Origin of the sequence: Shewanella sedimentimangrovi (assembly GCF_017354965.1) — a bacterium.
GTDB classification, from domain to species: domain Bacteria; phylum Pseudomonadota; class Gammaproteobacteria; order Enterobacterales; family Shewanellaceae; genus Shewanella; species Shewanella cyperi.
In genome coordinates, this window is record NZ_CP071502.1 from 92,362 (window position 1) to 112,055 (window position 19,694).

Below are 19,694 nucleotides of genomic sequence, written 5' to 3' on the forward strand. Positions count from 1 at the left end.
ACATGCGCCCCTAAAGGAACTCTGATAATAAGCCCAATCCCGAGGATTTGATGATGAAATTCAGCACCGCTGCCCTTGCCGTATCCGCCGCTCTGCTCGGCCTGTCCAATGTTGCCATTGCCGATCCTGTCAGCAAGGCCCTGGTGGAAGACGCCAAGGTCAATGTTCAGTTTCGCGCCCGCTTTGAACAGGTAGACCAACTCTCCGACACCCAGGATTTAACCTCGCTGCGCAGCCGCCTGACCTATCAGAGCGGTGAGCTGGCCAACTTTTTCGTGCTGGCCGAAGTAGACGATGTACGTGCCACAGATGAGAAGCCCTGGATTACCGACTACGAGTACACTGAAATCAACCAGGCCTTTGTGGGTTACAAAGCCCCCGCGGATACAGTGCTCAAGTATGGTCGCCAGCGGATCCTGCTGGACAACCAGCGTTTTGTGGGCGGCGTGGGTTTCCGCCAGAACGAGCAAACCTATGATGCCTTCTCGGTGGAAACCAAGGGCGTGGAAAACCTGACCGCCTTCTATGCCTACGTTAACAACGTCAATCGTATCTTCAGCGAAGCCTCTGGCAATGCCGATCACAACAACGACACCCACCTGCTGAACCTGAACTACAAGGCAAACGCCTGGGCCAATATCTCAGGTTATGCCTATCTTATCGATAACCAGGACAAGCCTGCCTTCTCCACCGACACCTACGGCGTGCGCCTGAGCGGTAAGGGTGATGTCGGCTCATTGAAGCTGGCCTACACCCTCGAATACGCCAAGCAAAGCGATGGCGCTGACAATCCGGTTTCCTATGATGCCGATTACCAACTGGCAGAAGCCTCACTGGGCTTCAGCGGCATCAACGCCAAGCTGGGTTATGAGGTGCTGGGTTCGGACAAGGGCAACGCCGGTTTTATCACCCCACTCGCCACCCTGCATGCCTTCCAGGGCTGGACCGATAAATTCCTGTTCGGCGGCGCCGGTAACTGGAACAAGGGGATGAATGATCTGTACGGCTCCCTGAGCGGCAACTTCGGCGATCTCAAGTGGTTGGCCGTGTATCACAAGTTCGAGTCCGATGTGGACAATATCGACATGGGTAAGGAATGGGGTGTGAGCCTGGCTTATCCCTTCGCCAAGCATTACAGCGTTGAAGCCAAGTACGCCAGCTTCTCCGGTGCCGATGCCGGCTATGCCTTCAGCAGCGATGCCGATAAGGTATGGCTGACCTTTGAAGCCAAATACTGATAGTTGTTGTCAGCCCCGGGGCTGAGTCAGCCTTCAATAAAAAGCCGCGTTAAGCGGCTTTTTGCTTTGTGCAGTAGCAATTCAGCAACCGGAGCATCATGGCGGCAAGGCGCTGGTATCTAATTGTCCAGCGCCGGGCGGGTCAGTGTGTCCAATCTGTCGCTGATGCGCTTGCTGATAATCTGCTTCAGGCCGTCACTGCCGGGAGAGGCGGCGATGATCTTGGCGTAGTTTTTTGCCACCTTCTTGCTGAGTTCCTCCATCAAGAGCTTTCCAGCCTTTTCCCCCAGGCCTATGGCATTGGCAAAGGTCAGGAAATCATGGCCGGTGTAATAACCGTAGTGCTCATAGGACGAAGTGCTGAAGCCTCGTTCCACCTCGGATTCCAGCAGCCAAATGCTCAGCTCACCGGCATTGTCGTAATGTCGGTAAGGGGCGACGGAGACCATGTCATAAATCGGCGTGTATCCCGAGGCTCGGTTGCTGTCCCTGGCCCGACTGAGCGAAATATTTTTCAAATGCAGGTCGTTGTTACCCACCAGATAGGCCATCAGCACCTGCAGAAAGCCATCCCGCAGCAATTGCACATGGCCGCCACCCAGATGGTAGGCCGTGGTGATCGCCTTTTCATAGGACAGGGCATCACTGCTCTTATTACCGGGGGCGACGTCGAGTGCCGACGCCAGATCTTCAATGAATTCTGTGCGCCTGCCGGTTTCCCGGTCCAGATCAAATCGTGAGGTCACATAGGCCAGTTGTCCACAACTGAAGGGGACCAGGTGATGCTCGGCCACATTGAAACCCACGGCCTTACACAGCTGCATGATCATAAATTCGTTCTCGGCCAACTCCGGGAAGTCGTTGGGGGAGGGTTTGACTATGTAGGGGCCTGTACCCACGGCGTTGGTCAGGGTTTTTGATTTGCCTGTGGCATGGGTTAAAAACATTTTCGGCTGCACACCCGAGATGGAGACACCGCCCAGGGATTCGATGGCCACGTCGTTGAACTCGCTGCGGGGAAAATCAATCCGGTAACCCTTGAGGCTTTTCTTGGGCACGCCGGGCAACTCGATTGCCGGCGCTAGCTCATCCCCCAGATACTCGGTGAGTACGCTGACCGGGCCGATAAGTTCGGCGCCATGGCCCAGCAACAGGCCAAACTTGTCATCCTGATCCAATCTGGCGATTTTTGCCTGATGGCGCTTCACCCAACCCTCGCTCATCAGGTTGGCAAAAAAGGGTGGCAGATGGTTGCGACGGTAGGCTTCGTGGCTGATGGGCAGGTTATAGCCAATTTGCGGCAGACCCGCGGCAATATAGGCGACCCCATAGGTGAACCTGTATTCATAGCCCGCCGGGTTGTTATATTCCACTAACTCGCCGGCAAACCTTCTGTTGCTATAGATATAGCCAATTCGATTGGGTTTCATCGCCTGGCCTCATCGGGTTAATTGGTTGAAATTGTGCTCTTGTCTGCTTTCTTGCCAATGAATAAGTCAAGCCCTATGGTATTGAGCAGCGCTTTGAGGGTGCCAATTTTTACCGCTTCGCACTTGTTCATTATTTTGTAGTAGGTGGCAGGGGCTATGTCAGCAAACAAGGTCAGTTCTTTCACTTTCAGCTGACCCATGTGTTCGGCCACCATCTCCCTGATGGTGAATTGCGTCAATGGCTGAAAGCTGTCACGCTTTTTTGAAAGCAGCAGGGTTTGCAACTCGCTATCGACCGCGGCCATTTGCTCGGCCAGTTGCCGGCGCATGTTGAGCATCTGGTTAAGCTGGGCATCGCCTTCACCGTCTTTTACATCAGACATTCGTCTTTCCTCCACCCAGTTGGCTCAGCGCATATTCGCTCTGGGGCTCTTTGTTTTTGAATCTAGTGCTTTGAATATAGCGCTCCGAATTCGGTTGCGCGCACGATATTTAATGCACTAAAGCATATTTTTAGTCGCATATGCAGATAATTACTACGCGATAGTAGTGTATAGTCCATATTTTGTCTGCGCTAGTGGTGTTTTTAATGCTAAAAGCCATTAACATTACGCTTTAGTGAACTATTTAGCCTGTTGTGCGCAGATTCCCAAGGGAGATACAGGCCAATTTGGTGGTCTGGCGTCCAAGGTTTGATCACCAAGTATTGAGTTCCAAGGTTGGCTGGCAGTGCTACCAAAGGGTTAAGACCGCATATTATTATGCTATAGCATGCTTTTTATGTTTCCTGCGGCAAATAGTTACGCAATCAAAGTATATTTGTGTGAATTCATCTGCTTTGATGATGTACCTTCGCCAAAGACGAAGAAATAGTGTGCTATTGCGAGCTATTTTCGTTGTCACAATAACGAGATTGCTAAGGAATGCCGCTGTACCAGCGGCCAAAGTCGTGGAGCTTCGCTCCACACCTGACCAAGAGGGGATCTACAGCAATCCCCTCTTGGATCTCCCTTGCCGCCCGCGACGAAGCGGACAGCCCCTTGGTCTTATGATGCCAATTCGCTACCGCGCCAGACGCTCATCCCTGATTCGACTGGCGCTGCTTCGGCTCCATGCCTCGCCACGCGATTGACATCAACGCCCTGCGGCCGCTTCGAGCGGAAATGGTGTATTCCTCTGGCTTCTGAGTTGTCGGAAGATCCCGCACGGCCTAACTGGTACACCTTTAAATTAGGCACAGGCGAACCAGTGACCTTCCTCGCCATGGATGGCGAGGCAGAGCTTACAGGGATGTACTTGTAGCGTGTCACTGGGGTGCCTGTGCGTAAGCCCACCGCAGGTGATTAGTAGAAAGTAAGGGCGGAAGATACAACTAGGTTCGTTGGCGACTCGAGGCTAAAAGCCATGATAGCCGCTGTGCCAGCGGCCAAAGTCGTGGGTCTTCGACCAGGGGCGCCGAGCCCACACCCGAGATGTATCTACGCTTTGCTGAGCCTGTTTTGGCCTGAAGTGATGCGGACTATTGCAACGCAATGGTTAAGGCATGTCGCTGTGCCAGCGGCCAAAGTCGTGGAGCTTCGCCCGGGGGCGCCGAGCCCACACCCGAGGTGTATCTGCGCTTTGCTGAGTCTGTTTCGATATGAGACTGTGTGATTACTAATGAGCCGCTGTGCCAGCGGCAGAAAGTCGTGGGTCTTCAACCCACACCCGACCAAGAGGTGATCTACAGCAATCCCCTCTTGGATCTCCCTTGCCGCCCCCCGACGAAGCCGAGCGCTTTGGCCTTTTGGGCTGGAAACGGCCACCGCGACCGACTCGCTCCTGCTCGACGGTCACTACCTCGGCGTCCTGCCTCGGTTGCTGCCGTTTCTTACCGCCCAACAGCCCAAGCGGCTTCGATGGGGAAGGTGTATTCCTTTGGCTTCAGCGTGGCAGGAAGATCCCGCACGGCTTAAGTGGTGCACCTTCAAATTAGGCACAGGCGAACCAGTGACCGTCGAAAACAGGAATGTTTTCGACGAGCGCCCAGGGATACTGATTTGAAATCAAGAGGCAGCGTGTCACTGGGGTGCCTGTGCGTAAGCCCACCGCAGGGGTATAAGCGTGTCGTCAGACAACAAGATGAACAGTTTCATCTTGTTAGCGTTCCCCGAAGGCCTCTGGCCGCCACGCGGAGATGGGTTGCAGCATGGCTGGAAGATACAGCTAAGTTTGTTGGCTACTCGAGGCAGTAAGCCACGACTTTATCCACTGGAAAGCGGCAAGCCCCGTAGGGGCTAAAAATCTGGATTCGCCAAGCGCAGCTTGGCGACAAAGGCCACATTAGTTGTCAGCCGTACACATACCTGTGGGGGAAGTCACGTAGGGGGCGAGGATGGGCATCATGCCCTTCATCACTTGCAGCGGCAGGGCCGAGGTGAAGCTGAAATCATCGGATTGACTGCCGGGGACGAAGGCGGTTAAGGTGCCGAAATAGTTGTCGCCGAGGTAGAACACAAAGGTGGCGGTGCGGTTCATCGCCAGGGTGGCGACTTTGCGGCCGTGCTGCATCTGGGTCACTATGCGGTTGTCACCTGTGCCTGTCTTGCCGCCTATGGCCAGCTTGGTGCCTTTGTCATCAACAAAAATTCCCTTCAGGCGCCGCGCTGTGCCATTTTCCACCACATTGGCCAGGGCGGCCTTGAGTGCACGTGCCACTTCCGGGCGCATTACCTGTTCCCCTTGAGGCGGCTGGTTCTGCAACTGGACCTCGTAGGGGGTATCGATGGCGAAATGCAGCTGATTGATTCGCACAGTGGGCAGCCTGAAACCGTCGTTCTGGATGATCCCCATCAGCTCGGCCAGGGCCGCGGGCCTGTCGCCTGAGCTGCCAAGGGCCGAACCCAGGGAGGGCACCATGGAGGCGAAGGGATAGCCCCATTTCACCCAACGTTGGTGAATGTCGAGGAAGGCCTCGACCTCCAGCATCACCCGCACCCGCACATCGCGGGCGTTCTTGTGACGGGTTTTAAACAGCCAGCGGTACACTTCCTGACGCTGGGCCTTGCTGGCTTCCTTGACCTGTTCCAAATCGGCATCGGGATGTTGCAGCAGATAATCGAGCACCCAGAGTTCCAGCGGGTGCACCCGCGCTATATAGCCTTGATCGGGCAGGTTATATTTATCCGGACCGTATTTGTTAAAAAGCTCCGTCAGGCGGCGCTCGCTGTAACTGGTTTGCGGTAAGCGCTGCTGCATAAATGCCCCGAAGGCCTTCGGGGACTCATAGGGCTGCAGGTAACGGTAGGCGGCGGTGAGCTGTTGCTCCGCCTGGGGCACGCCATCAAAGAAGGTGTCAAGGCGCTCATCCGGCGCCAGCTTTTTGTATTTGCGATAGAACTTGGTCACAAAGGTATTGCCTTCGCGGTCGGCAAAGACCCGCAGGTATTCGTCCCGCTTGGGATCTTTATCGTTACGCAGCAGTTGGGCCATGTTGCCCTCGTTTCTCATACTGCTGCTGTAATTGACTATGTCCCGCATCAGGCGCACAAAGGGCAGGTTAATGGAATCCTGCAGCGCTTGGTACAGGCTCGGGGTTTGCAGGTCCTCGGCCTTCTTAAAGTTACTGAAGAGGTGCAGCCCGCCACCGGTAAAGAATTGCTCCCGGGGTGAGGCGGAGTATTGCCGCTGCAGGGCGGCGTCCAGCATGCGTTCGAGATTCCGCTCGGGGTGCGCAATCAAATAATCTATGGCCCAGCGGGTCAGTTGATCTTTGGGCTCTATGGTGACCCCTTCCAACTCAATGATGTGCCAGTCGGCATACTTGGCGTGGATCTCGGCGATGATGTCCAGATAGGTGGCCAACACCCGCAGTTTGGCGGTGGAGCCCAGTTCCAGCTTACTGCCCTCGTTGATATCGAAAGGTTGCACTGTGCTGTCGGTTTGCACTCGTACCTGATTTGCGCCCGGGGTGCGCTCGTAGAGGGTGAAACTGTAGAGCACGTTTGCAAGCTGGCTGGGTTGCAACAAACGTTCACCCAGCAGGCCCATGCGCTCGGCACTGGCGACCTGGCTCAGGCTGCGCAGATAGCGACTGACGCTTTGTTGCAGCTCGCTGTGCAGGCTGCTGTTGACCCTGAGGTCGAGGCGATCCAACTCGTACAATTCGGCATCGAGCAGCCCGGCGGTGCGGATCCTGACGGTATTGATGCCCTTGTCGGCATCGCTCGTGCGCTGCGGTTTGCTCCGGGCAAAGTGCAGCCTTTGCCCCATGGCGGCATCTCTGAGGTCCGGGTCTATCAGGCCGTTGCGGGCGAGCAGTCTCAGGTGGCTGTCGACCAGACTTTCAAGATCATCATGGCCTTGCAGCAAATAATAGGACGGGCGGCGCTGGGCTATCATCAGGGCCAGCACCTGACGGAATACCTGACCGCGTTCAGTGCCATTGGCCTGGCTATGGGGCGAGGCCAACAAGCGGTTGGCGGCATCGAAGTCGGTGCCAAACCAGGCCCACAGGCCATCGCCTATGCCGTGCACCTCACCATGGTTGGGGGCAGAGGCCAAGGGCACGGTATTCAAATAGTCCTGCACTATGCGCTTGCGGGCGGGGCCGGTGTTTTCCCCCTGTTGGTAGACCCGCACACTGGCGGAGCCTATCTGCAGCAGTTTGTCCTTGATGCTTGAGGTCAGCCCCTGGGGGGAGTGACGAAATTTCTCGATCTGGGTTGCCAGGGTGCTGCCTCCGGAGGTGGGCACATCCAGCCCCAGCATTTCCGCTATCTGACTCAGGCCGGCCACCACAAAGCGTGGCCAGTCCATGACAGGGTTTAGCTTCTCTTCTTCGGTCCACATATCCCGGTTTTCGATAAACAACAGGGTGTTGACTATCTCGTCGGGGATCTTGTCGCCATTGCCATAGACGCGTTTGGGGTAGCGGAACTCATACAAATCCGTATTGCGGCAGTCCAGCAGGGTCAGGCCCGATTGCGCCTTCTCCCGGTAAGGCGGGAAGAATCCCCACTGGGCATACTGTTGCAGGGCCGGCGAAAAGGCCACCTGGCGGGTTACCTGGAAGTGACGCTGCAGCAGCCTGTCGATATAGGAGGGCAACTTGCTGTAGCCGTGGCGCTCATCAAAGGGACCGTAACCGGGATAGCTGACCGCCTCAGTGGGCTCGGGCCTCAGCTCATAGGTCAGCTCATTGGCATAGCGGCTGATGAACTTGGCCTGGTAATAGGAGGTCTTGATTTCCTGGCCAATGAGCACTGCCAGACACAACAGGAATGTTAAGAACAGCCACCAGACGCGGCCCCGGGATCTGGCCTTGAGCTCCGATAATGGCGGACGGGGTCTGTGATTGTCGTACCTCATCTCTGGCAAAGGATTATGCAAAACAGCTCCCAAAAACAACTCAGTATAGACCCGGGTATCGATCTCGACAGCGGCGCCGGCTTGCCAGGTGCTCGTTGCGGCTTTCCTTGTACTTATTGCCTCGTACGGAGGATGCCGTGAGATCAAGCGCTATTTTAATGGGTTAATCCGACGCCAAATAGAGGGGCCGATAAAAATACTCATTGCTGATCAAAGTGTGAGCAAGGGGATGAGCTTGGGAATTGAATGGCTGGAAAAAATCGCAGCGTGGCATACTTATCGGCAGTCGATAGAGTGCCAACCGGAATGTCGACTTGCTGCACATTGGTTGGTAAACATTTAAAAAACAAAAGGGTGCCAATAAGGCACCCTCAAATCGGTAAGGTCCATGCCTATTGATGGATAACTTTGCCTGCCTTGACCACATCTACCAAGGGGTTCACCCCATAGGAATAGGCCAACTCTGCCGGGGTGGTGATATTCCACAGGCAGAAGTCCGCTTGCATACCTTCACGGATAATCCCCACGCTGTGCTCGCGGCCCAGGGCCTTGGCGGCATTGCAGGTGACACCCTTGAGTGCCTCTTCCGGCGTCAGGCGGAACAGGGTGCAGCCCATGTTCAGCATCAGCAGGGTGGAGCACAGGGGTGAGGAGCCCGGGTTGAAGTCGCTGGCCAGCACCATGGGCACACCGTATTGGCGCAGCAGATCGATTGGGGGCAACTTGGTTTCCCGCAGGAAGTAGAAGGCGCCGGGTAAGAGCACGGCGCAGGTGCCGCTTTGGGCTATGGCCTTGACCCCGGCTTCGTCCAGGTACTCTATATGGTCCACCGACTTGGCACCGAGGCGTGCCGCCAGCTCTGAGCCACCCAGGTTGCTGAGCTGCTCGGCGTGCAGCTTGATATCCATGCCGAGCGTTTGGGCGGCGGTCAGCACCCGCTCGGTCTGCTCAAGGTTAAAGGCGATGTTCTCGCAGAACACGTCGGCGGCATCGGCCAGCTGTTCTGCGGCTACCGCCGGCAGCATCTCGTTGACCACCAGATCCACATAGGCATCGGCAGCGCAGTCACCCAGGGCCTTGAATTCCGGCGGTATGGCATGGGCGCCGAGGAAAGTGGTGGCCACGTCCACATGGTGGTGGGCGCCAAGTTCGCGGGCGACCCGCAGCAGCTTGAGTTCGGTTTCCAGATCCAGGCCATAGCCGGACTTGATTTCGACCGTGGTGACCCCCTCCTTGGCGAGGGCGTTTAGGCGATGGCGGGCGAGGTCGAACAGTTCGGCCTCGTCGGCCTCGCGGCAGGCCTTGACCGTGCTGACTATGCCGCCACCGGCGCGGGCGATTTCTTCATAACTGGCGCCCTGGAGTCGCAGTTCAAATTCGTTGGCCCTGTTGCCGGCAAACACCAGATGGGTGTGGGCGTCTATGAGACCCGGAGTGATCCAGCCGCCCTTGCCGTGATAGACTGGGGTGGCCAGGGCATCGAAGCTGGGCAGCTCGCTGCGTTTGCCAAGCCAGGTGATTTTGCCGTCCTTCACTGCCAGGGCTCCATCCGTGATGGCACCGTAAGCTTCTGATATGGAAGCATCCATGGTGGCGATATTGATATCAATCCAAACCTGATCCCAAGACATGATGACTCCTGTGTAGTGACGGGCGGCGGTTAATTTTAGGGGCTTGCTTGTCGTTACTTGTATATACAAGCTAGGATTATAGCCGACATTTCAGATCAGGATAAAGGGACCGGACCCGGCAAAATGCACCGGCCCGTCGGTAAGTGCTATGGCCACAGCCAAGTTCGCGGAAATCAAACAATACATTATCGCCCGCATCGAGTCCGGTGAATGGGAAGAGCACGCCCGGGTGCCCTCGGAGAACCAGTTGGCGGAGCAGTTTGGCTGCAGCCGCATGACCGCCCGTCGCGCCCTGACCGAGCTGGTGGACGCGGGTGTGCTGGAGCGTTCCCAGGGGCTGGGTACCTTCGTCGCGTCACTGAAATCCCAGTCACCCATGCTCTCCATCCGTAATATCGCCGATGAAATCAAGGATAGGGGCCACGGCTACAGCGTGAGGGTGCTGGAGCTGAAAGCCACAGAGGCCAGCGCGCCCATCGCTATCGCCCTGGGGCTGGAGACCGGTAGTGCGGTGTTCTACTCTGTGCTGGTGCATTGTGAGCAGGGCCTGCCGCTGCAGTTGGAAGAGCGCTTCGTCAATCCCCGGCTCATCCCAGAGTACCTGGCCCAGGATTTCAGCCATCTCACGCCCCACGAATACCTGTCGCGGGTGGCGCCGCTCACCGAGGCACGCCACACCATAGAGGCCATAGTGCCCAAGGCCCAGGTGCAACGGCGCCTGGAGATCCCCGCCACCGAGCCCTGCCTGCAGATCATCCGCCGCACCTGGTCACGCCAGGGGGTGGTGAGCTTCGCCCGCCTGATACACCCCGGCAGCCGCTTCCGCCTCGGCGGCCATTTGACCTTTAAGTAAGCCATCTTCCCCTGGCGATTCGGCTCGGATAGGGCTGCACGCGCATGCCGGCCCTGAAGCCATTAAGCAGATTAAGTCCGACTTTCGTTTGATAAAAATCCTTTACAACCAAAGCATTAACTTTGTTTCTTTCGGTTGACCCCTAGCTGTGGCTTGCTTAGAGTGGCGGCGCTGTTTAAGTAAACACTCAGGAGCAAGACCTAAATGGATTTTCAGATTTCCCAATTGGGGCGCCCCAGCATATTGGTGGCGTCTTTGGCCCTTATCTTGTCCGGTTGCGGCGGTTCGGACGATGACAAGACAGGGACACAATCGCAAAATGTCGCCCCACAAATCACCTCTGCAGCCCCTCAGCAGGCCACAGAAGATATTGCTTTTGCTTATCAGCTGGGCGTTACCGATCCCGACGATGCCAACAATGGCACGGATCTCAGCTTCAGCCTGACCAATGCCCCCGAGGGCATGAGTATCTCGGCCACGGGTCTTATCAGTTGGACACCCCTTGAAGGGGTATTGAGCTCAGGTGAAGTGACGGTCTCGGTAAAAGACGGTGGTGAAAATGGCGCCGTCGCGGCCAGTCAGACGTTTACCCTGGCGGTGACCCCGGTCAACGACGCGCCCGTGCTGAGCGCCATTGCCAGCCAGCAGCTGGAAGCCGGGCAGAATATCAGTTTCCAACTGCAGGTCACGGACCCCGACGATGCCAACAATGGCACTGATTTGCACTTCAGTCTGGCCAATGCCCCCGAGGGTATGAGCGTCAGTGCTACCGGCCTTATCAGCTTCACCTCTGCAGCGAGCAGCAGTCGTGTCTCCGAGGTGACGGTAATGGTCGCCGATGGCGGTGAAGATGGTGCAGCAGCGGCTGCGGCCACTTTCAGTATCGAGGAGCAGGTCTTCATCAATGTCGATGGCAGCCTGGCCAACTTCTTCAATGGTGAGCCCATTGCCAATGCCTGGGTGCGTTTACTTGATGGCAGTCAACAGGTCGTTGAGACCCAGTCGGATACCTCGGGCAATTTCGCCATGCGTTTGCAGGACACGGCCCTGATGAGCCGCATGACCCTGGTTGCCGACGGCGAGGGTTTTGCCGAGGCGGCCTTGTCGCTGACGTCCCAGGAGCTGATCAATAACCAACAATTGCTGCTGCAGCCCGTGCATGCCACGGTGAGCTTCGATGCATCCCAGGCTTCGGAGTTGCAGGTGGAGGGTCAGACCCTGGTATCCCTGCCGGCGGCAGCCCTGGTGGATGCACAGCAAAACCCGGTGACCACAGAGGTGTCAGCGGAGCTGACCATTATCAACCCGGCGCTCAATATCAACCTGATGCCGGGGGATATGGAAACCCGTGGTGAAGATGGCGTTGTCCGCCCCATTGAGTCCTTTGGCGCCATTACCGTGACCTTTACCGACAGTAACGGTCAACCGCTGCAAATGGCCGCAGGCAAGAAGGCAGAAATCAATATTCCGGCCGTCAGCGCCGATGGTGGCGAGTTACCGGAAACCATTCCCCTTTACTATTTTGATGCCGTATCCGGCCTGTGGGTTGAAGAGGGCAGCGCTGCATTAACCCTGGATGCAGGCGGCCAGCCTGTGTACCGCGGTGAGGTCAGTCATTTCACCACCTGGAATGCCGACAGGGTGTATGACACTGTCAATATTCTGGGTTGCCTGCAGGATGAACAGGGTAATGCCATTGCCGATGCCCAGGTGATGTCCGTGGGGCGCAGTTATCTCGGTCGTGCTTCCACCTTCTCAAACGAAGATGGCACCTTCGAGTTGCCCGCCATGATGGGTGCGGAAGTGATGGTATCGGCCAACTCCGGCCTGCAGAGCCGGACCCTGGTGGTGGAAACCAGCAACGTAAATCTGGAAATGCTCCAGTGTCTGGTGTTGTCCGAGGCGACCAGCAAGATCACCCTTACCTGGGGCGAGGCGCCTTATGATCTGGACTCGCACCTGATGCTGCCCGATGGCAATGGTGGTACTGCCCATGTGTTTTATGCTCAGTCCGAGGTTTTGGTGGGCGACAGCCTGATCTTCCTTGATGTGGATGACACCTCCAGTTATGGCCCGGAAGTGATCACCTTGCCCACTCTGCCGACGTCCGGCCGCTACGGTTACTATGTGCATAATTTCAGTTTTGAAGTGCCCATGGTGCCGGCCCAAACCCGGGTGGAATTGATCCTCAACAATCAGCGTTGGTTGTTTACACCGGAAACCGAGGGAGCATTGGAGTGGTGGCATGTGTTTGATCTAAAGGTCAACGAAGAGGGCGTCGCCACAGTGGAGCCAGCGGATCAGTGGTTGGATGCCCCCGACTACTGGCTACCCGAGGCTGTTGCCACACCGCAGCGGGTGGTGCCGCTTAAAGCGCTGGATGATGTGGTGCGGGGCTTGGTCAGCGCCAAATACTATCAGCGTTAATGAAAAGGGCCTGCGGGCCCTTTTTCTTTTTATGGAAAGGACGACTGCCGGTTCGTTTGCAGCCGCTCTCCGTCACAGAGGAATGAGAGATTTCTTCTGTTCTTCGGTCAGGTTGTCCACTGTGGTGATGGACAAGGCTTCCTGTTTGTCATCGCTGGCTTTGGTATCCATGGCAATACTGACTGTGTCGGGCAGTTTGTACATGGCGCCTGTAGCGGGATCCACGATTAACAAGCCGAGCAGACCGCCAAATAAGAAGTTGCCAAAGTACCAGCCATCCACTGTGCTTCTCAAGGTGAAGGTTTTGGGCTCGTAGCCCTCTTTGGTCAGGGTAATAGTGTAAGACTCGCCTTGGAAGTATCCGGCAGAGGCCTTCAGTATGATGGTGGAGGGTGTGACACCCGTCTGCACATCTATGCCCTTACGATTGGTGATAGTAAACTTTGCACTGTCCGGGGTGCTTGATATGGCTACCGGATATTCTGATTGGCTTACTATGCTCGAACATCCCGTTGTCAGTGCCAATCCCAGGGCGATTAGTGTGGCTTTGCAATACATAGTTGATATCTCTTTGAGTGATAGTTGCTCGTCCTGGCAAATCAAGTAAAACCAAAGCTATACCATCGCCCTAAGTCTTGAGGGAGCAGATGCAATGCCAGACTTTCCACTTACCAGGATTTCAGGTTGATAAATTCAGGGAGGAGGTCACATCTGAGGGCGTTTCATTCGAAGGCGAAGCGATACCCGGGCTACATCATACTGATGAAGGTGAACAACGCGGGGCAAGGGAGACCAATGTAGGTGATGCTCACTGCGCTGCTTTCTTCCATGAACGCTGGGAAAATACCTGAATCATAAACAAAATTCCATATTTTGTTGGAAATTGTAATGAAATGGTTGCAGGGACTGTGAGTTTACTCTAACTCCGGCTTCAGTTGTGACGAAGCAATGAGGGTCTTAATGACATGTAAGACAGACGGCTTGCGGAACACTGAATTCGGGCTCTTGGCGCAACACTGAGCAAGCGTCTGATACTTTGGATTTTTGATAGCTTAGGTTCTGTTGTCTTCGCAGGTAAGCCTTTGCCAAAGTGGGGCTTTATCGCTAGCATAGGTGTCTGATTTCTACCCTGACCGGATACTTTGTGCCGAAACTGCCAAGACTGCCGCTGGCCCTGATAGTGCCTGTAAGTGTACTGCTGATATACCTGTGCCTGGTCACGGGCGAGTTTCTTTATGAGCAGCAGCAACTCAGGGACACGGCGGCGACCGAGCAGACGGCCCAAATCCGCTCGCAGATGTTCCGTTTGCAGCACATAGTGGAAGCGGCGCTGGCGGTCCATGATGAAGAGCGCATCGAGCAGGAAGTCTCCCTGGCCAGCACGGATCTGAACCTGATGGTGCTGGTGCTGCTGGATAACAGCAGTGCCATTCGTTACGCCAACCACATAGTCTGGCAGGGCAGTCGGGCCCGGCTGGTGATCGATGGTTATGAGCCCGCCCGCCATCAGCAGGTGGTTCAGGGCGGCACGCCTTGGGTGGCGGTCAATCCCGAGCGCCTGTCGGTGCAGGCCTATTACCCTATCCGGAATTCCGATCCCGGTCGCTTCGGTGAAGTGGAACTCATTTATCTCGAATACGATCTGTCCGCGGCCTTTAATGGTGCCCTCGACCAGTTGCAACAGCGCTTTTTGCGCATTTGGGGCGTCGGCGCCCTGTTGATTTTGGTATTGCTGGCGCTGTTGCATGTCACCGGTATTCGCCCCCTGCGTTTGTTGGCCAGGGCGGCAGCCAATCCCTCCACCGATGCGTTTGCCCGCCCAATCCCCCTGGCATCCAGCGAAATTTTCCAGTTGCAGGGCTATCTGGGGGAAACCCAGAGCCGTCTTGAGCGCACGGTAAAACAGCTCAGAGACTGCGAGCAGCGTTGGCTGTTCGCGGTGGAAGGGTCCCATAACGGCATCTGGGATTGGCAATTGGGCAGTGATGAACTGTTCCTGTCCGATCGCTGGAAGGACATGCTGGGCTATGGCCCATCGGAGCTCAGCAGCGAATACCAAAGCTGGGAGTCGCGGATCCATCCCGAAGACAAGGACAAGGTTTTGCAGGCCCTCTATGGCTACCTCAATGGTGAGTCCGAGGTGTATGAAAGTGTGCACCGTATGCGCCATAAACAGGGCCATTATATTTGGGTGCTCGACCGCGGCATGCTGGTGGAATGGGATGAGCAGGGCAAACCGGCACGCCTTATCGGTACCCACAGGGACATCTCGGACGAGGTGCGTAACCAGCAGGCCATAGCCCATCAGGCCAGTCACGATCCTTTGACCAATCTGGCCAACCGTCGCGCCGTGATGGACGCCTTGTATGACTTCCAGCAGGGCAGTGGTCGCAAGGCGGTCACCCGTAAACGCCTTGGCGCCCTGATGCTGATTGATTTGGATAACTTCAAGATAATCAACGATGCCCTGGGGCATCATCACGGTGACCGACTGCTTATCCAGGTGGCGGCCAGGCTGTCCGGGGCCTTCTCGGGCAATGCGCTGGTGGCGCGCCTGGGAGGGGATGAGTTCGCCGTGGTGGCCCTGGATGTGGCCGAGACGCCGGAAGCGGCCGCCAAGCGCGCCCTCAATCTGGCGGGGCAAATACGGCAGCTGATCGCCCGCAGTTTCAACCTGGCCGAGCAACAGCTGAATGTCTCTGCCAGTGTCGGTGTATGTCTGTTCGACAACCAGCAGCCCCAGGAACCGGCACAATTGCTGCGTCAGGCAGATATGGCCATGTACGAGGCCAAGGAAAGCGGTCGTGACGGTTGTGCCCTCTACAGCCCGGAACTGGATGACAAGGCCTCCCGCAACCTGTGGATGCAGAACGAGCTGCGCCATGCCATCTCCCGTGCCGAGCTGTTCCTGGTGTTTCAGCCCATAGTCGATGCCCGTGGTGAACTGGTGTGTGCCGAGGTACTGCTGCGCTGGCAACATCCGGAGAAGGGCTTGATTTCGCCGGCGGAATTTATCCCCGTGGCCGAAGGCAGCGGCCTGATCGTGGAGATAGGCCAGTGGGTGTTGCTGGAGGTTTGCCGGGTCATTAAGCGCCTGGAGGCTCAGGGCTGTGAGGTGCCGCCGATGGCGGTCAATATCAGTGCCCGACACTTCAACCAGCAGGAATTCGCCGAGCGCCTGATTGCCCTGCTCAAGGGGCAGCAGGTGATGCCGCAGCAACTGGAGCTGGAGCTGACCGAATACGCGCTGCTGACCAACCTGAAGCTTATCAGCGAGCGGATGCAGATTCTGAGGCAGGCGGGTATTTCCATCGCCATCGACGATTTCGGCACCGGTTACAGCTCCCTGAGTTATCTGCAGAGTTTGCCGCTGTCACGGCTTAAGCTGGATGCGGCCTTTGTCAGCCGCATCGGCAGCAGCGACGCCGCCGACGCCATAGTGAGGGCCATCATAGACATGGCCCACAGTCTCCGCTTGGCCGTGGTGGCCGAAGGGGTGGAAACCCAATTGCAGCGGGATTTCCTTGATGAACTGCAGTGCGACTTCTTCCAGGGCTACCTGTTCAGCAAGCCCATAGGGGAAGCCGAATTTGCCGCCCGCCTCGGCGCCGAAACCTTTACCCAGCCTCAGGCCACGGCCTGAGTCAAGCAGGATTCGATAAGGTCATCACGACTTTCAGGTCCTTGGTATCGAGGCCTATTCCCAGTTTCAGGTCACTGCCTGAGCCAAGAAGGATTCGATAAGGTCATCACGACTTTCAGGTCCCTGGTATCGAGGCCTACTCCCAGTTTCAGGCCACTGCCTGAGACAAATGGGGCTCGAAGAAGGCCAGCATGGCGTCCAGGGTCTGTGCCCGGGGCACATCATTTTCCATAAACAGTTCATGCTTGGCGTTGGCGATATTAACCAGCTGACAGCGCCCCCCCACGGCCCGTTTCTGGGCCTCGTTATCCACTATGCTGTCTTCGTCCGCCTGCAGGATCAGTAGCGGTATCTTGCTCTCCCGTGCCGCCAGCACACTGGCATCGCAGGCGTCGAGGGCCTCCAGTAACCAGCGGTTGGTGGGTGAGCCCAGTTGCAGCTGCGGATTGGCCTGGTACAGGGCGCGGTAATCATCATATCTCTCGCGGCAATGGGTCAGGTCATTCTTGGCGAACGGCGTAGCCTCGTAATCGCCGCCACCGAGAATATAGTTGGGCTGGCCCTTGTCACTGCTGTCGAGCTTGTGTGCCAGCCAGCGGATAAACACCTTGCTCATGGGCAGGCGAATACCGTACATGGGGGCCGAAAAAGCCGCTGCCAGGAATTGGCCGCCATGGCGCTCCAAGTACAGACTGCCGATACAGCCTCCCATGGAATGGCCGCTCAGCAGCAGCGGACCCTCGACCCGGGGCAGTACCAGCTTGTCCATAAAGATTTTAAAATCTTCAATATAGTCATCAAAGCGGGCGACATGGCCCTGATGGGGATTGGCGGTTAAGCGGGAGGAAAGGCCCTGGCCCCTATGGTCGAGAGCGTACAGGCTATAACCCTTGGCATGGAGTTCGGCGAACAGCTCCAGGTATTTCACGAACGACTCTACCCGGCCATTGCTGAATACCAGGGTCCCCCGCGGCCGGGGATGGCGCAGTTCCATGGCGCAAATCTCCACTCCGGGGGCAGTGGTCAGGCGCTGCACGTAAATTTGTTCCGCCAGCGGCTTGAACGCCGCCGGCAGTTGCAGGCTTGTGTCTGCCAGAGACTGGGTAAACATCTTGTCGCTCATAACACCATTAGCCCCGATGGGCGGCAATAAAATCATCTATTTGCTGTTCCAGCACCGACATGGGCACTGAGCCGTTTTCCAGCACAGCATCGTGGAAGGTGCGGATGTCGAATTTGTCACCCAGGGCCGTCTCGGCCTTGGCCCGAAGGCGCTTGATGGTCAGCTCACCAATCTTGTAGGACAGGGCCTGACCGGGCCAGGAAATGTAGCGGTCTATCTCTGTGGTTACATTGTGCAGTGACAACGCAGTGTTGCCGGCCATGAAATCTATGGCTTGCTGCCGTGTCCAACCCTTGGCGTGCATGCCGGTATCCACCACCAGACGGGCGGCACGCCACATTTCATAGGTCAGGCGGCCGAAGTTGCTGTAGGGATCTTTGTAGAAGCCGCCTTCCAGACCGAGGAATTCACTGTACAGGCCCCAGCCTTCACCGAAGGCGGAGATATAGCTGTAGCGCCTGAAGTTGGGCAGTTGCTCCAGCTCCTTGTTGATGGAGATCTGCAGATGGTGGCCGGGTACGGCCTCGTGCAGTGTCAGGGCCTCCAGTTCGTACAGGGGGCGCTTGTCGAGGGCATAGGTATTGACCCAGTAGTAGCCGGCCCTGTCGTCCGACTCGCTGCCGGAATAACGTCCTGTGGTGTACTTGGGGGCGATTTCGGCCGGTACGGGTTCAATACCGTAGGGCGCCCGTGGCAGCTTGCCGAAGAAACGCGGCAACATGGCGTCGGCCTTTTTGGCAATATAGGCCGCTTCCTTCAGCAGTTGCTCCGGCGTGGTGACATAGAAGCGCGGATCGGTGCGCAGGAAATGCAGGAAATCGGCGAAACTGCCCTTAAAGCCGGTTTCCTTGATCAGTTGCTCCATCTCGCCACGGATACGCTTCACTTCCTTGAGGCCCAGCTGGTGAACTTCTTCCGAGCTCATGTCCAGGGTGGTGTAGTAGCGCACCCGGTTTTCGTAGAAGGCCTTGCCGTCGGGCAGGTCGTAGGCGGCGATGGATTCGCGGGCGCCGGGAATATACTCCTTTGTCATGAAGTCATAAAAATCACGGTACAGGGGCAGCACCCTGTCCCGCACCAGGGCTTCACCACGGCTGCGCAACTCGGTCTGCTGCTCGGCGCTGAAACTGGCCGGGAACTGGGTGAAGGGAGCGAAATAGCTGCTGTCCTTAACCGGCACGATAAAGGCGCTGATGCTGTCCTCAAACCCCTTGAGCGTAACCTTGGGCGGGGTGATCCCCGCGGCCAAACCTTGCTTCAGCCAATGGGTTTGCTGGGCAAAATAGTCGGGCAGGGCCTCGAGCTTGGCCAGATAATGCTGATAATCCTCAAGCGTCTTGAAATTGCCCTTGCTGATCCCGGCCACATAGGCGTGGAATCCACCCTCGGAGGTAATGGGCAGGTAATGGTCCTTGAAGCGATACATGTCGACATCGTTCTGTAATTGCCCTTGCAATATGTCGGCATTGATCCTGTCGGTCTTCGACAGGCTGCTGCGGTCGAGCTGTTTGATGGCGGCCAGCAGTTGCGCCTGTTGTTTGAATCTGGCCTCCAGCGCCTGTGGCGACATGTCGGTTAGCTTGCCTGCGGCTGTGGCATCGCCCATGGCATAGGCCATTTCGGGGCTGGCGACCAATTGGGCGGCCCAGGCCTGGTCAACAATGCTTTGAAGGTCTGCATTCAGCGCGCCTTTGGTGGCTTCAGGCTTGCTGCTCTGTTCCTGCGCCGGCTTTTGCTGCTTGCGATTGGCATCGTACGCATACTTGTGCGCTTCACCGACTGTGGTATTGACATTGCAACCGGTGACAGCGAATACCAACAGGGCAGGAGTGATAAACTTATACATGCCTTTGTCCTTTAAAATTCTTTTAAGTTAGCAAGGGATTATGCCTCAGTCGGGGGGGAAACGTCAGCCCAAAACCCGGGTATATTGGATGCAGAATCGGAGAATTTGTTGATTTCGCGAACAGATTGAACATTACTCAGAGGGAGGAAGGAAA

11 protein-coding genes are annotated in these 19,694 nt (G+C 56.6%); 4 read left to right on the top strand and 7 right to left on the bottom strand.

Going from position 1 to position 19,694, the window contains the following annotated elements; all coding sequences use genetic code 11:
- Positions 1–53 precede the first annotated feature (53 nt).
- Positions 54–1,238, top strand: coding sequence for an alginate export family protein (locus tag JYB85_RS00410; RefSeq protein ID WP_207380596.1), 1,185 nt, complete (start codon positions 54–56; stop codon positions 1,236–1,238).
- 119 nt (positions 1,239–1,357) lie between these two features.
- On the opposite strand, the gene JYB85_RS00415 is transcribed toward JYB85_RS00410, so the two are convergent.
- The 4 genes from JYB85_RS00415 to hutI all read right to left on the bottom strand — a co-directional run bounded on the left by JYB85_RS00415 (position 1,358) and on the right by hutI (position 9,648).
- Positions 1,358–2,668 (bottom strand): type II toxin-antitoxin system HipA family toxin, encoded by a 1,311-nt coding sequence (locus JYB85_RS00415; RefSeq protein WP_207380597.1) that lies wholly within the window; start codon positions 2,666–2,668, stop codon positions 1,358–1,360.
- A gap of 17 nt (positions 2,669–2,685) precedes the next feature.
- Positions 2,686–3,051 (bottom strand): hypothetical protein, encoded by a 366-nt coding sequence (locus tag JYB85_RS00420; protein ID WP_207380598.1) that lies wholly within the window; start codon positions 3,049–3,051, stop codon positions 2,686–2,688.
- Between the two features lie 1,939 nt (positions 3,052–4,990).
- Complete coding sequence (locus JYB85_RS00425; RefSeq protein WP_207381935.1) at positions 4,991–8,017, bottom strand: transglycosylase domain-containing protein; 3,027 nt, start codon at positions 8,015–8,017, stop codon at positions 4,991–4,993.
- A gap of 392 nt (positions 8,018–8,409) precedes the next feature.
- Positions 8,410–9,648: an imidazolonepropionase gene (hutI, locus tag JYB85_RS00430; RefSeq protein WP_207380599.1), complete on the bottom strand. Its 1,239-nt coding sequence runs from the start codon at positions 9,646–9,648 to the stop codon at positions 8,410–8,412.
- Positions 9,649–9,796: 148 nt separating this feature from the next.
- Here hutI and hutC point away from each other — a divergent pair, with 148 nt between their 5' ends.
- Positions 9,797–10,501 (top strand): histidine utilization repressor, encoded by a 705-nt coding sequence (gene hutC / locus JYB85_RS00435; protein WP_207380600.1) that lies wholly within the window; start codon positions 9,797–9,799, stop codon positions 10,499–10,501.
- A gap of 204 nt (positions 10,502–10,705) precedes the next feature.
- The gene (locus tag JYB85_RS00440; RefSeq protein WP_207380601.1) at positions 10,706–12,928 is read left to right on the top strand and encodes a putative Ig domain-containing protein; all 2,223 of its coding nucleotides are present in this window, start codon (positions 10,706–10,708) and stop codon (positions 12,926–12,928) included.
- 72 nt (positions 12,929–13,000) lie between these two features.
- Here the strand turns inward: JYB85_RS00440 and JYB85_RS00445 are convergent, their stop codons facing one another.
- Positions 13,001–13,486, bottom strand: a complete 486-nt coding sequence (locus JYB85_RS00445; protein WP_207380602.1) for a hypothetical protein — start codon at positions 13,484–13,486, stop codon at positions 13,001–13,003.
- Positions 13,487–14,072: 586 nt separating this feature from the next.
- On the opposite strand from JYB85_RS00445, the gene JYB85_RS00450 reads away from it, so the two are divergent.
- Positions 14,073–16,571 (top strand): putative bifunctional diguanylate cyclase/phosphodiesterase, encoded by a 2,499-nt coding sequence (locus tag JYB85_RS00450; RefSeq protein ID WP_228730168.1) that lies wholly within the window; start codon positions 14,073–14,075, stop codon positions 16,569–16,571.
- A gap of 148 nt (positions 16,572–16,719) precedes the next feature.
- On the opposite strand, the gene JYB85_RS00455 is transcribed toward JYB85_RS00450, so the two are convergent.
- Positions 16,720–17,694: an alpha/beta fold hydrolase gene (locus tag JYB85_RS00455; protein ID WP_228730170.1), complete on the bottom strand. Its 975-nt coding sequence runs from the start codon at positions 17,692–17,694 to the stop codon at positions 16,720–16,722.
- A 7-nt stretch (positions 17,695–17,701) separates the two neighbouring features.
- A complete protein-coding gene (locus JYB85_RS00460; protein WP_207380603.1) occupies positions 17,702–19,540 on the bottom strand; it encodes a DUF885 domain-containing protein in 1,839 nt (612 codons plus the stop codon).
- Positions 19,541–19,694: the final 154 nt, after the last annotated feature.

What these genes read in the sequence shown, in the direction of transcription:
- JYB85_RS00410 (WP_207380596.1), top strand. Translation starts at nt 54, where the DNA reads ATGAAATTCAGCACCGCTGCCCTTGCCGTATCCGCCGCTCTGCTCGGC.
- JYB85_RS00415 (WP_207380597.1), bottom strand. Translation starts at nt 2,668, where the DNA reads ATGAAACCCAATCGAATTGGCTATATCTATAGCAACAGAAGGTTTGCC.
- JYB85_RS00420 (WP_207380598.1), bottom strand. Translation starts at nt 3,051, where the DNA reads ATGTCTGATGTAAAAGACGGTGAAGGCGATGCCCAGCTTAACCAGATG.
- JYB85_RS00425 (WP_207381935.1), bottom strand. Translation starts at nt 8,017, where the DNA reads ATGAGGTACGACAATCACAGACCCCGTCCGCCATTATCGGAGCTCAAG.
- hutI (WP_207380599.1), bottom strand. Translation starts at nt 9,648, where the DNA reads ATGTCTTGGGATCAGGTTTGGATTGATATCAATATCGCCACCATGGAT.
- hutC (WP_207380600.1), top strand. Translation starts at nt 9,797, where the DNA reads ATGGCCACAGCCAAGTTCGCGGAAATCAAACAATACATTATCGCCCGC.
- JYB85_RS00440 (WP_207380601.1), top strand. Translation starts at nt 10,706, where the DNA reads ATGGATTTTCAGATTTCCCAATTGGGGCGCCCCAGCATATTGGTGGCG.
- JYB85_RS00445 (WP_207380602.1), bottom strand. Translation starts at nt 13,486, where the DNA reads ATGTATTGCAAAGCCACACTAATCGCCCTGGGATTGGCACTGACAACG.
- JYB85_RS00455 (WP_228730170.1), bottom strand. Translation starts at nt 17,694, where the DNA reads ATGAGCGACAAGATGTTTACCCAGTCTCTGGCAGACACAAGCCTGCAA.
- JYB85_RS00460 (WP_207380603.1), bottom strand. Translation starts at nt 19,540, where the DNA reads ATGTATAAGTTTATCACTCCTGCCCTGTTGGTATTCGCTGTCACCGGT.